The 13,009-nt window shown below is 49.5% G+C and carries 14 protein-coding genes; 5 read left to right on the top strand and 9 right to left on the bottom strand.

The genetic code is table 11. From position 1 onward, the window contains the following. Positions 1–8 precede the first annotated feature (8 nt). From PUW25_RS23100 to PUW25_RS23090, 3 genes are all read right to left on the bottom strand, one after another. Positions 9–224 (bottom strand): hypothetical protein, encoded by a 216-nt coding sequence (locus tag PUW25_RS23100; protein WP_047912435.1) that lies wholly within the window; start codon positions 222–224, stop codon positions 9–11. A 227-nt stretch (positions 225–451) separates the two neighbouring features. Next, positions 452–1,000: a GNAT family N-acetyltransferase gene (locus tag PUW25_RS23095; RefSeq protein ID WP_047912434.1), complete on the bottom strand. Its 549-nt coding sequence runs from the start codon at positions 998–1,000 to the stop codon at positions 452–454. A 62-nt stretch (positions 1,001–1,062) separates the two neighbouring features. Next, positions 1,063–1,317: a DUF2164 domain-containing protein gene (locus PUW25_RS23090; protein ID WP_047912433.1), complete on the bottom strand. Its 255-nt coding sequence runs from the start codon at positions 1,315–1,317 to the stop codon at positions 1,063–1,065. 116 nt (positions 1,318–1,433) lie between these two features. Between PUW25_RS23090 and PUW25_RS23085 the strand changes: the two genes are divergently transcribed. Both PUW25_RS23085 and PUW25_RS23080 read left to right on the top strand, forming a co-directional pair. Then, positions 1,434–1,724 carry a hypothetical protein gene (locus tag PUW25_RS23085; protein WP_047912432.1) on the top strand — a complete coding sequence of 97 codons (291 nt, stop codon included), beginning with the start codon at positions 1,434–1,436 and terminating at the stop codon, positions 1,722–1,724. 149 nt (positions 1,725–1,873) lie between these two features. Then, positions 1,874–3,577 carry a glutamine--tRNA ligase/YqeY domain fusion protein gene (locus tag PUW25_RS23080; protein ID WP_047912525.1) on the top strand — a complete coding sequence of 568 codons (1,704 nt, stop codon included), beginning with the start codon at positions 1,874–1,876 and terminating at the stop codon, positions 3,575–3,577. A gap of 332 nt (positions 3,578–3,909) precedes the next feature. Here PUW25_RS23080 and PUW25_RS23075 read toward each other — a convergent pair whose 3' ends face one another. Then, on the bottom strand, positions 3,910–5,103 hold the full coding sequence (locus PUW25_RS23075) for an MFS transporter (RefSeq protein ID WP_238546407.1): 1,194 nt from the start codon (positions 5,101–5,103) through the stop codon (positions 3,910–3,912). Between the two features lie 207 nt (positions 5,104–5,310). Here PUW25_RS23075 and mobA point away from each other — a divergent pair, with 207 nt between their 5' ends. After that, positions 5,311–5,961, top strand: coding sequence for a molybdenum cofactor guanylyltransferase (gene mobA / locus PUW25_RS23070; RefSeq protein WP_081872526.1), 651 nt, complete (start codon positions 5,311–5,313; stop codon positions 5,959–5,961). On the opposite strand, the gene PUW25_RS23065 is transcribed toward mobA, so the two are convergent. The 3 genes from PUW25_RS23065 to pdxR form a co-directional block, all read right to left on the bottom strand. Further along, complete coding sequence (locus PUW25_RS23065; protein ID WP_047912429.1) at positions 5,939–6,547, bottom strand: NAD(P)H-dependent oxidoreductase; 609 nt, start codon at positions 6,545–6,547, stop codon at positions 5,939–5,941. The genes mobA and PUW25_RS23065 overlap by 23 nt on opposite strands. A 110-nt stretch (positions 6,548–6,657) precedes the next feature. Further along, positions 6,658–7,491, bottom strand: a complete 834-nt coding sequence (locus PUW25_RS23060; RefSeq protein WP_047912428.1) for an aldo/keto reductase — start codon at positions 7,489–7,491, stop codon at positions 6,658–6,660. Between the two features lie 255 nt (positions 7,492–7,746). Further along, the gene (gene pdxR, locus PUW25_RS23055) at positions 7,747–9,207 is read right to left on the bottom strand and encodes a MocR-like pyridoxine biosynthesis transcription factor PdxR (RefSeq protein ID WP_274337620.1); all 1,461 of its coding nucleotides are present in this window, start codon (positions 9,205–9,207) and stop codon (positions 7,747–7,749) included. A gap of 149 nt (positions 9,208–9,356) precedes the next feature. Between pdxR and PUW25_RS23050 the strand changes: the two genes are divergently transcribed. Then, positions 9,357–9,962 (top strand): LysE/ArgO family amino acid transporter, encoded by a 606-nt coding sequence (locus tag PUW25_RS23050; RefSeq protein ID WP_274338245.1) that lies wholly within the window; start codon positions 9,357–9,359, stop codon positions 9,960–9,962. A 128-nt stretch (positions 9,963–10,090) separates the two neighbouring features. Here PUW25_RS23050 and moaA read toward each other — a convergent pair whose 3' ends face one another. After that, a complete protein-coding gene (moaA, locus tag PUW25_RS23045) occupies positions 10,091–11,092 on the bottom strand; it encodes a GTP 3',8-cyclase MoaA (protein ID WP_274337619.1) in 1,002 nt (333 codons plus the stop codon). 125 nt (positions 11,093–11,217) lie between these two features. Between moaA and PUW25_RS23040 the strand changes: the two genes are divergently transcribed. Continuing rightward, positions 11,218–11,856: a DJ-1/PfpI family protein gene (locus PUW25_RS23040; RefSeq protein WP_420799960.1), complete on the top strand. Its 639-nt coding sequence runs from the start codon at positions 11,218–11,220 to the stop codon at positions 11,854–11,856. A 25-nt stretch (positions 11,857–11,881) separates the two neighbouring features. On the opposite strand, the gene PUW25_RS23035 is transcribed toward PUW25_RS23040, so the two are convergent. After that, entirely contained in the window at positions 11,882–12,838 is a 957-nt protein-coding gene (locus PUW25_RS23035) for a 1-phosphofructokinase family hexose kinase (RefSeq protein WP_274338243.1), read from the bottom strand. Between the last annotated feature and the right edge of the window lie 171 nt (positions 12,839–13,009).

Here is a 13,009-nt window from a genome sequence, read left to right as displayed (position 1 = left end):
GAGTTTGCTTATTTCCGATATTTTGTGTCCTGCACTGTCTGCGGCGCCTGCTGAGGTCCGAATTCCACCTTGGCGGAGATTCTTTTGCTTGATGCCTCTGTGTTCTCTGTGCCTGAATTTAGCTGCGGTTGATTGCTGTATGGACTTGCATTCAGCGCCATTCCCATCGTTAATGTCATCGCAAGTGAGCTGGACATCACCCATTGCGACATCGTCTTATTCATGTGTTCATACCTTCCCTTCCTAATGTGGGGACATGTATACCTTAACCAAACGGGATGAAGTCAGGATGAAGAGAAGCTTAAGCTTACATTAAAAATAGAAAAGGCCTATGCGGAAGGGGTGCACTTCCATGTCTGCATAGGCACTTATGATGTTCTTTATGTAATATCGATGGATGTGAGCGAAATAAAAAGAGTGCATCCATTTTCGGTAAGCTGTGCGCTTGAAGCTACCGGAGCAGCTTCCATTCGCTTTGGAGCATGCCATAGACGGCATGGTTCACGTAGCCCTGCGGCAGCTTCTCTGCTTCCCGGACAATCCCTTCGAGGACAAATCCGAGTCTCTCTGGAATTCCACGGCTCTTGTGATTCCCGGTAGCGCAGCGGATCTCCACCCGGTTCAAATCAAGCTCAATGAGCGCATAGTCCACAAGTGAGCGGCAGGCCGAGCTCATCAGGCCCTGACCTTCATGATTTTTGCCAAGCCAGTAGCCGATGCTCACAGATCTGTTATTCCAATCAATTTCATGAAAGCCGATCACGCCGGCAAGCTCATCTTTGACCCAAATTCCAGCTGTGAATCCACCATTTTCAGAGCCTTGCTTGAGCGAATTTTTGATAAAATTAACGGAATGCTGTTGTTCTACAATCTGATCTACCCATGGCAGCCATTCGCGCAGCCGCTCTCTGGATCGATCTGTAAGATTAAACAATGCACCAGCGTGCTCGAGTGACAGGGGTCTTAATTCAATATCTTCATCGACCTTGTATGCAAACATCATCAAACCTTCTTTCATCCATAGAGTAAAATAGATAGATCAATAATATTATAAGATTAGCTTCATCTAGATAACGGGATTTTTCGCTCCAGTGCATAGATATCGTCTTCCATGGATACCATCCGCTGATTGACGAGTGTGCGGCAGTCACTTAATGCCTGATTATATATATAGGGAGAGAGTGATGTCAGGAAGAAATCAAGCATGCTGTCCGCTGCCAGCTCACCGATGGTTTCTCCCCGCTCTTCTTCAAAATGCTGCTGGATTAGACGAATCATGTGCTCTTTCTGCTCTTTGGGCAATTTTGTAGCCTTCATCAAATATACTCCTTTTACACCTCATTTTCCTTCATGCTACCTTATATTAGGCGAACCGTCAAAATGACATTTACAGCTCATCAGCAAGCACATTAAACAGAAAGGAAGTGCCGGATATGTCCATGCGACCCTTTACCAAAGTACTGCTCTGGCTGTCGATGATTAGTATGGTGGTCACTTTGGTTATGCTGTGGATGACAAGAGAAAATATACTAGCCGTCGTATTTATGCCTATGATTGCAGCAGCTCTGTATGCTCCGAACGGCATGCTCAGCAGTACTCTCTCTTGGGTAATTCTTGTATCAGGGTACCTGCTGCTATTTGCGGTTCTCCTACTGGATATGTACCTTATTCGGTTTATCGCCCGTATTTTACTAAAAGCAATGAGAGGGAATTCCCGTCTTTAAAGAAATGTAATTGTTCTGCTGGACTCGTTATGTCTAGAATCATTGCGGAGCGCTGAAGTTAAAGGTATATTTATTAGATCAGGATTATGCATTATTCGATCATATTTAAGGTATAGTCGATAGAATTTACGAGAGAAAGGTTGATAATTGTGGAGAAGTCCTTAACCCCCTCCAATTTTATAAAAAACGTGATCTCCGAGGATCTTCGTGCAGGTAAAGTGAAGGAAGTTGTCACTCGGTTCCCGCCCGAGCCGAATGGATATCTACATATTGGACATGCCAAGGCGATTTGGATTAATTTTGCCCTAGCCGAAGAATTTGGTGGCAGCACCAATCTGCGCTTCGATGATACGAATCCGGCGAAGGAAGACGAAGAGTATGTGAATTCCATTCAGGAAGATGTGAAATGGCTCGGCTATGAATGGAAGGAAAAAAGATTCGCATCCGATTATTTCGAGCAAATGTATGAAGCGGCAGTCAGGTTGATTAAGAAAGGTCTTGCTTACGTCGATGACCTAAGTGCGGACCAAATCCGCGAGTTGCGCGGAACATTGACTGAGCCAGGCAAGAACAGCCCATTCCGTGATCGCAGCGTTGAAGAGAATCTGGAGCTGTTCACACAGATGCGTAACGGTGAATTCAAGGACGGCGAGCGCGTGTTGCGTGCCAAGATTGACATGGCCTCCCCGAACATCAACCTGCGGGACCCTGTTATTTACCGGATTGCTCACGTCACTCATCACAATACCGGAGATAAGTGGTGCATTTATCCGATGTATACCTTTGCCCATCCGCTGGAGGATGCGATCGAGCATGTGACTCACTCCCTCTGTTCCCTGGAGTTCGAGGACCAGCGTCCGTTCTACGATTGGGTTATTGAGCATTGCGAAATGGATGCAGAGCCGCATCAATATGAATTTGGCCGTCTTAACCTGGCCCAAACCGTAACGAGTAAACGTAAATTAAAGCTCCTCGTAGACGAAGGACATGTCGATGGCTGGGATGATCCGCGGATGCCGACGATCTCGGGACTTCGCCGTAGAGGCTATACGCCGGAAGCGCTTCGTGAGTTCGTCTATGAGACAGGGATCTCCAAGAGCCAGGGCCTGGTTGATCTGCAAATGCTGGAGCACTTTATCCGCGAGGACTTGAAGCTGAAGGCACCTCGTACGATGGCTGTGCTTGATCCGATCAAGGTGGTTATTACGAATTATCCAGAAGGTCAGACCGAAATGCTGGAGGCAGAGAACAACCAAGAGAACGAAGAGATGGGTACTCGCCAAATTCCGTTCTCCCGCGAAATCTATATTGAGCGCGAGGACTTTATGGAAGATCCGCCGAGCAAATACTTCCGTTTGTTCCCTGGCAACGAGGTTCGTCTGAAGCATGCCTACTTCATTAAATGTAATGATGTTATCAAGGACGAAGAGGGCAATGTTGTTGAGATTCACTGCACCTATGATCCTGAAACGAAGAGCGGTTCCGGCTTTACCGGACGCAAGGTCAAAGGCACGATTCACTGGGTGGAGGCAAGTCAAGCGATTCCGGCAGAATTCCGCCTGTTCGAGCCGCTGATCAACAAGGAGGAGCCGGAAGGCGATACGGAGCTTGAGGAGGAAAAAGAAGCTACGGTTGCAGCACCTAAGTCATTCCTTGATGAGCTGAACCCGAATTCGCTGACCATCGTTCACGGCTATGTCGAGCCGAATATGGCAGATGCCAAGCCGCAGGACAAGTTCCAGTTCTTCCGTCATGGCTACTTTAATGTGGATTCCAAATATTCGGAGCCAGGCCAGCCTGTGTTTAACCGGGTTGTGTCACTGAAGAGCTCCTTCCATTTGCCGAAGGCGTAAAATGGAAGGAATGAAGCAAGTGATAATCAACATCGAATGTAAGCTTCAACCGCAGATTGTCCCTCTGGTCGCTGTTGCTTTACGAATTTGATGATTTGATTAACATAATGCTGGGCAAATTCGAAAGCAAAGGCGATCGCTAACGCTCCAACGGGACAATTCTGCTATTTCAGCTTAGCGCTGTTGATCATCAATGACTTCAAAGACCATTTTCCGCTCTTCTCGGGCGGAGATATAGGAAACGCCGTTCTCTAAGTACAGAGAACGGCGTTTTTTTGTTAGTGAAGTATGCTATGGCAAGAGAGGGCGAATCCCCTGCCTAGGAGTCTCAATTAGCTTCCGACCTTGTAGCTGGAGGGCAGAGGGGGCTGGTATCCGTATTTCTTCACGATATAAAACATGATCCCAAACCCGATGATGCCGATCACAGACAGGATAACACCATATTGATACATCACGGAAGCTCCGAAGTTCTGGAACATGAATCCCCCGAAGATTCCGGCAATAACACCGGATACGCCGCCCCAGGAGAGCGTATAGAGCGCTTGTCCCGATGAGCGGTAAGGTCTCGGGATGAAGAGCATCGTCAGCTGGGTGCCTACATAGAAATACCCTCCGAAGGTTACCGAGTGAAGCAGCTGGATGAATGCGATCTGCAGCGGATCTGTCGCCAGCGCCATCAGCTCCCAGCGTACCGCGAAGAGGATGCTGACTACGGTCAGACAGCCCAGCATAACCGTCATCTTACGCTTAAGAAACCGATCAAATAAGAGGAACACCGCTACTTCCAATATGGAAGACATAAATACGGCAAGTCCAACCATCTGTTTGCTTCCTCCAAGCTCGGTAATGTACAGTGAGACGAACGCACTGTTCATCGCATTTGGCACGGAGACCAGAACACCGAGAATAATAAAAGTCATGAAATAAGGGTTAAGCACCACTTGACCGAATCCACGCATACTGACGACTGGACCGTCCGAGGTTCGCTGCAGCTGAGGCAGAAGAACAGCGAAGAAGATGGCTGTCAGCAGCAGCACACTGAATACGATGGATATGCCGCGATCGCCCAGCCGATCCATTACAGGACCAGCAGCGATAGCAGTCAGCGCCCAGCCGAGAGAGCCCCATAAGCGGAACGAGCCGAATTTATGATCCGTCCCATCAATGTATACCAGAATCATGCTGTTGGTTTGTGCGAATAAGGGACTCTGGAAAAAGTAAAAGAAGATCATCGCTGCAAAAATAAGGCTATACGACGGAGCAAGAAATACGGCTTGTACGAATAACAGCGTCCCTGCTAACATGAGAAGAACCGTCTTACGGATATTTTGCGAGCGGTCGCTCATGAAGCCCCAGAAGGGGTTGGCGAAGAGGGACACGAAGGGGCCAATGGCCATAAGTGTTCCGATCTGAAGCTTGGTTAATCCATTATTTTGGAGATAAATTGAGAAAAAGCTGGTGAACACGGCGACAGCACCGTACACGAAGAAGTTATACAGCTTCAGCTGCGATAATGTATGCAAAGGGATGCCATTCCTTTCATTTCAGGTGGACCGAGCTAGGGTACTGCACAAGCAGGACAACTTCAAACCGATGGGTTTGACAATCCAAGAATCCCCCGCCTCTTTAGGTGGAGGGAGTGTTTCAATACACTGTAGCATGTACTTGTAAGGGGATACAATCATTTTTGATATACATTTGCATTATTTTCATGAGGGCGGGTGGATTTAATGAGGTTTTCGGGCATTATTTTGGCAGGAGGGCTCTCCAGCAGAATGGGGACAGACAAGGCACTGCTGCCACTGGGAGAAGCCAATGTCATTCAGGTAATTGCCTCTGAATTAGCTGGAGCTGTAGATGATGTGCGTATTGCTGTCGGCAAAGGATATAGGGAGGAGTATGCAGAGCTTGGTTATACACAGGCCGCTGATGTATACCCGGGATGCGGCCCGCTTGCAGGATTGCATGCAGGCCTGACAGCACACCGGGGAGCCAGCTCTTCGGGGGAAGGAGGCTGGAGCTTGTCTGTTCCGTGCGACACGCCGCTTGTCCGTACAGAGCTGTTCAAGGTATTGATCCAATATGCAGAACTGCAGGAGAACTCCTGCTATCAGGCCATCGTCCCTGTGATTGAAGGTCAGACGCATCCCCTGATTGCGTTATATCATGATTGTGTCATTCCTGTACTTGAGCAGCAGCTTGAGACGGGCAGGCGAAGGGTCATGGATTTTCTCTCCCAGATCAGCGTTAGATATGTCACGGAGCATGAGCTGGCAGCAGATGCTGGGATGCCATGGACAGTGTCCGACATTTCAGAGATGTTTACCAATATGAATCAAATGGAGGATTATGAGCGAATCAAGAAGCGCTGTTGTCAGTAGGGAACTTAGTGGACAATTCAGCTTTGATTTGCTCTATAATCTGTTCCTTCCGATCTTCTAGAGCATCATCCATATCGCCAAACAATAGATGACCTGCCGGCTGTGTACCGACGAACTCCAGTATGCCTGCACCTGCGGTAACGATGAGACCGTCTGTCATTCCGATCTGGTCGTAATGTGCTGCGGATGAGCCGTGAGTATTAATAATCAAGCTGTGCTTGTCCGTTAGCATCCGGATCAGCTGGCCGTCCTCATTGTATGCATAGGCAAAGCCGTAGGAGAACACACGGTCAATGTAACCCTTCAGTATAGCTGGCATGCCTGCCCACCATATAGGATAGATAAAGATAAGCGAGTCAGCGTCTTTAATATATTGCTGCTCCTTCAGCACGTCTTCCCTCGGTGCTTCTCCAGCGTAACAGTCAGCCATCTCCTGCTCGCTGAGAACAGGGTCGAAATTCAGTGCATACAGATCTCTCACGGCAACTGTGTGGCCTGATCTCTCCAGGTTTTGTTGTACCGATAGGCATATTTGATGATTAAAACTGTCCTGAACAGGATGCGCATAAATAATTAGGTGCTTCATTGATCTACTCCTTCCAGCCCACAGAATAGGGTATAGCGAGAAGGGAGATTCATGATAGAATCCCCCTTCTCCGATGTAATGTCCCTGCTCATGTAACTCAGCCTGCTTATTTAGAAATTGAAGTTGTCTGGATCGGCTCCAAAACGTTCATTTTTGTTAAGTCCGTTAATTGTGTCCATATCCATAACCGTCAGCTCGAAATCAAAAATATCCGCATTCTCTTCGATCCGGCTTGGCGTAACGGATTTAGGGATGGTGATGGCACCCTGCTGAATATGCCAGCGCAGAATGACCTGAGCTACCGTTTTATTATATTTATCAGCGATGACTTTGATCGTCGTGTTGTCCAGCAGCTTACCGTTGCCGAGCGGTGACCATCCCTCGAACAGAATGCCCTGTGCTTTACAGAATGCACGAAGCGGCTCTTGGGAGAGCTGTGGATGAAATTCAACCTGATTGACTGCGGGAACGACAGTGGCATCTGTGAGCAGGTCCTCCAGATGATGAATATGGAAATTGCATACACCGATCGCGCGTACTTTGCCATCTGCATAGAGCTTCTCCAAAGCCTTCCATGTATCTTTATATTTGCCTGCTACCGGCCAGTGAATGAGGTAGAGGTCGAGGTAATCAAGTCCGAGCTTCGCAAGGCTCTCATCGAATGCACGCAGCGTGGATTCGTAGCCTTGGTCACTGTTCCATACTTTGGTCGTAATAAACAATTCTTCACGTGGGACGCCTGAATCCTTAATCGCTTGTCCGACGCTCTCCTCGTTCTTGTAAGCTGCAGCGGTATCAATGGCACGATAGCCGTGTGTAATCGCATGCTTCACCGCATTATAGGCTTCGTCGCCTTCTTTTACCTTCCATACACCTAATCCAAACTGCGGCATGTTAACTCCATTATTCAGTGTGACGGTATCTTGTAGATGTGCAATAGTCATTGTTAATCCCTCCGCTTTGTAGTTTTGCTTGGAATTCAGCCAGATTGCTCAGCTTAAGAGGCGAACACCATAATTCATATTACACGGAATCAATTTCATAAAAACCGTTAAGATGCTTTTAATTACGAGCATATCAGGTTTCAGATTCAACTTCGTGATGAGTTGTGAAATGGATTCACCCCCTATTTTAAAATTTATAACGGGTGAATAGCAAGCAGCTACAATTTCGAAAGCCAATAAATCGCAACAGCTCCATCAGGATACAGCAAGCTCACGCATAATTCCGGCCAGCGTTACGATTCCAGCTTGAAGCTCGGAGAGCGATGCAAAGGCGTAGGACAAGCGGATATAATCCTGCTCCATTCGGTCATATATATTTCCGGGATTGATAAGTATCCGCTCAGCGAGCGCTCTGCGGAACAGCTTGTCTGAACGGATGCCGCTGCTGAGCCTAATCCACATATAAAATCCTCCCTGGGGAACATTCCACTCTGCCAAGCCTGCGAAGTGTCGCTGCAATAGCTCAAGAACATAGTCACGTCTATGCTGGAGCGCCAGTCGAGTCCGATGTAAATGGACATCATGGTATCCTTCCCTAAGCCACAGCTCGGCAGCATCCTGGGCCAGACTGCTTGCCCCATAGTCGGTTTGCATTTTTAGATCGGCCAGGCGTTTAATAACGGGCAAAGGACCCGTGACCCATCCGATTCGCAGCCCTGGGCTCACGGTCTTGGACAGTGTTCCCATATGAAGGACATAACCGCCGGGATCAAGCGCTTTGAGGGGAGGGGGAGGCATTGTATCAAACCATAACTCGCTATAGGCGCTGTCCTCCAATATAGGTAACCCCGTATTCTGGGCCGTATTCATTAATTGGCTGCGTCTAGCCGCGCTCATCACCGTTCCAGTCGGGTTTTGGAAGGAGGGAATCGTATAGAGCAGGGAAGGTTGATATTGCTGCACATAATGCTGCACACGATCTGCTCTCAAGCCTTCATGGTCCATCGGCATGCCAATCATACGTACACCTGCTGACTGAAAAAGATGGATAGAGTACAGATAGGAGGGCTTCTCAACCAGGATGGAAGCATTCCTTGGCAGAAGTCCAATCGCGATGAGCTGCATCGCTTGAATAGATCCGGACACGATGAGAATGGAATCAGGAGAAGCAGAGATGCCCTGTGTCGCCAAATGAGTGGATATCGCGTCGCGGAGACCTGGGGAGCCTTGTGGTTCAAGATATCCCAGGTGATGAGCCTGTCGTCTGGCTAACTCTGCATAGATGGAGCTGAATTCAGCATTCGGAAGAAGCTCAGGTGATAATTCCCCTGTGCCGAGCCGGTTCATGGTTGTGCTAAATTCGGTATCGTTAATTTCCTGAACCTCAGGAAGGTTAGGGTAATGCGTTCCGCTCTCAGCGTAATCCTCCCAATCCGGAACCGTTACAGGCATCCCATTCCAGCCTGCCCGTGAAACAATCGTCCCTCCACCATAATTTCCTTCGATGAAACCGCCGGCTCGAAGCTCATCCAGGGCCGCAATAATGGTACTCCGATTGACCTTGAAGGATACGGCCAATGCTCTTTGAGAAGGGAGCCGCATACCCTTGGTCCACTCACCCTGCATAATCTTATCTTTAATATATTGCTCAATCTGCTGATACAGCGGGATGGGCAGCTCAGGATCGGGCTGCCAATGGATTTCCTGTGATCTCATGAGGAAGCAGACTCCTTTTGGTCATATGATGTGTAACTATATCACTTGGCTGGGTATAGCATCAACCAAATGGCTGGGTACAATTCAGCAGTGATGCTGTAGGATGAATGAGAATCAGATAAGAGAAGGGCAGGAGAACATTTGAAATGATGCAGGAAGTCATCATCCATGCGGTGCTATTGGCATTTGGGCTTATATTGCCGCTAGGAGCACAGAACTTATTCATCTTTAACCAGGGAGCAACCCAGCCGAAATGGATCTACGCTCTGCCTTCGGTCATCACGGCGGCAATGTGCGATACCCTCCTTATTCTTCTATCGGTTGGAGGCTTGTCCGTCATCTTGGCGGGACGAGAGGGGCTTACTGAGTTCATTTATATTGGGGGCTGCGTGTTTCTGTTATACATGGCCTGGACACTATGGCGGGCAGACAGCAGGCAGGGGGCCGAGAGAAGAGCCTTGTCCTTTAGCAGGCAAATTCTCTTTGCAATGTCCGTATCTGTTCTTAATCCGCATGCCATTATAGATATTCTGGGAGTGATCGGTACGAATTCTCTAGAGTATGAGGGAACTGAGCGGGTTACGTTTACAATCGTAACGATTCTTGTATCGTGGTTATGGTTCATCCTGCTGTCTGCAGCGGGGAGACTCATGGGCAGATGGGATGAGAGCGGTAAGATATCCTTTTATATGAATAAAGTCTCCTCAATGACAATGGCATTGCTCGCGCTGTACATGCTGTACAAGATATTCTGACGGGCGGGCTCTAACAAGTTCATTTGACTCCATTCGTATCGGCTTGACAAGTCCAGAGATGGGATCAGCGTATTAATAAAATGATCAGAAAAAAGGGGATGGTCTCTTAAGACCATCCCTTGCTCTATTTATCCGCCAATTTGGGACATTCGTCGAACGGTCGGTGTATGACTCTGTGCCTGCTGCTCGAGGGCGAGCGCCATCTCGTGGTTCTTCGGCTTATTGCCCAGGGCCTTAAGGAATAACGCCGCTGTCGCCGCTGGATCTCCGGCCACCTTGCGGACATTATATTCATCAGACCAGTAGAGACAGGCTTTGATATGACCATCTGCTGTTATACGCAGCCGGTTGCAGTTATCACAGAAGTGATCACTGACAGGGTGGATCAGGCCGAAGGTGCCCTGGGCTCCTCGAAGTTTGCGATATTCGGAGGGACCGTTACCGTTCGGACCGGACGTGTCCTCTACTTCCCAGCCTGCTTCGGTACAGGCATTTAGCACCGTAGACAGCGGGAGGTAAGATTTGCGCCATGAATCATTGGCATGACCTATCGGCATATATTCTATAAATCTGACATGAAGCGGAGCGTCCTTGGTCAGCGCAATGAAATCCTTGATCTCGTCGTCATTGATGCCCTTCATCAGTACGACATTCAGCTTGATGGGATCCAGCCCAGCCGCTTGGGCAGCTTCAATGCCGCGAAGGACTTTGTTCACGTCACCGCCGCGTGTAATCATGGAGAAGCGATCCTTGCGCAAGGAATCGAGACTAATATTAATTCGGGTCAGACCGGCATCCTTCAGCAGCTGAGCCTTTTTCTCCAGAAAAATAGCGTTGGTTGTGAGGGCGATATCCTCGATCCCGTCAATTGCCGATATCATGGCGACCAGCTTATCCAAATCTTTGCGTACCATGGGTTCACCGCCAGTCAATCGGACTTTACGAAGTCCCATGGGTGCAAGCACCTTCAGAATTTGCGTAATTTCTTCAAAAGTCATAATGTCCTCATGAGGCGCGAATTCCATACCTTCCTCAGGCATGCAATAAACACAGCGTAAATTACAGCGGTCCGTAACCGAGATTCGTATATAATCGTGAATCCGGCCAAAAGGATCTTGCAGAAGTTCCATTCCAGATCCACCTTCCTTTAACGAATAATATTATACGCTTCGTAAAAATCAATCTATAATATTACCATAGCATACAATGCCCGTTCATTTATAGACAAGGATTTTCATTTATGAGGAGTGGAAGTGTGACTGTGAATCCGATACAAGTAGGTATTCTATTATTTGATGATGTAGAGCTGCTCGATTTTGCAGGGCCGCTTGAGGTGTTCTCTCTGGTCGCTACGACGAAGGGGAGCGGACAAGATTACTTGCTGGAGCCTTTCCATGTGACCACGATCTCGGAGCATGGGGGACAGGTTGCAACTCGGAACGGACTCAAGGTTATGGCAGATTACAGTCTCGAGGCAGCTCCTGAATACGATATTTTGATTGTTCCTGGAGGCTATGGCACGCGCAAGCTGGCGCAGAATGGTAAGGTTCTTGAATGGATTCGCCAGCAGACCACGAAGGCGAGCTGGGTGGCCTCCGTATGCACAGGGGCATTTGTTCTTGCCGAAGCAGGCCTTCTGACTGGCAAACGCGCAACCACAGGTCAAGCGAGCTTGGAGCGGATGCGCATGACGTACCAGGATCAGGATATTCATATTGAAGATCGCTTCAAATATGTGGAGGACGGAAAGATCATCACTTCAGGCGGAATCTCGACCGGTATCCCGATGGCCTTGTATCTCGTTGAGAAGATGCTTGGCATTGATGCAGCCCTTACCGTCGCAAGGGATATGGAATATGATCTTACCTTGTTCGCAGATAGAAATCTAGCATAAGCCTCTCCTATCAAAATAGGGGCACTTAATGCGAAATGAGCTGAACTTTGATCTGCCGCTCCAATGCGTCCACATCGGCTGGTGTTACGACCCCTGCCATCTTATGCAGGGCCGCTGCTGTACCGCAGGCCGCTCCATGCTTCAGAATAGCAGGTAGATCACCTTCATGCTGAAGGGAAGCAGCAACCAGTCCTGCGACCATGGCATCCCCGCTGCCAAGCGGGCTGACGATGCGTACATGTGGAATCGTGATGCGATATACTGCCTCTCGTGTAGCAGCAAGAGCGCCCTCTGCACCGAGCGAGACAACGGCGAGTCCTGCTCCGGCCTGAACTAGCATGCTTGCTGCGAAGATGGCCGTGTCCGGGCTTGTTATCGGCATACCGGCGAATTGGGCCGCTTCATCGGCGTTCGGCTTCACAAGATCCGGGCGGCCCGCTAGGCCTGCCGCCAATGCCGCACCGCTCGCATCGAGCGCGGTGCGCGCACCCTGTGCCTTCGCCAGCTGAATCAGCTCGGCGTAGGTACCGGCCGGGCAGCCCTCCGGGAGGCTGCCCGAGAAGACGACCCAGGCGGATTCCCGCGCCAGGGTCTCTACCTTGCGGCGCATCGCCGCAAGCTCATCGCCGGCGATGCAGGGCCCCGCCTCGATGAGCTCGGTCTGGGTGCTCGCCACAGGGTCGAGCACCGTGATGGCAAGCCGCGTTTCTCCGGCCGCGGCTGCCACGGGGTCTGCTGCAATCCCTTCGGCCTGCAGCAGATCCAGCAGTTGCCGGCCCGTGTGTCCGGCAACAAATGCGGCCACGCGCACCGGAACGGAGAGCGCGCGCAGTACCCGGGCGGCATTGATGCCCTTGCCGCCCGGTACGGTGACCGCGCTGCCGATGCGATGCACGCGGTCAAGAGCATATTGCGGCACGGTGTACACCTTGTCCAGTGCCGCGTTCAGCGTAACGGTGGTCACCACGCCGTTTCGATACATATCCTTCATGTTTTCTCTTCCTCCTTGTGCCGAGCCTCGAAATCAGGCTGATATAGTCGACTTCTCGTTCTGCGGAACGCTTCTTCCTTCCCTTATTACATTATATTCTCACATAAAAAAGCTCCAAGAAACAGAGGATACCCTGTTTCTTGGAGCTTACATAACAGATTG

The sequence above is a fragment of the Paenibacillus urinalis genome (assembly GCF_028747985.1).
GTDB lineage: Bacteria > Bacillota > Bacilli > Paenibacillales > Paenibacillaceae > Paenibacillus > Paenibacillus urinalis.
Note: the sequence above shows the minus strand (reverse complement) of the source record. Positions and strands in the feature narration are given on the sequence as shown.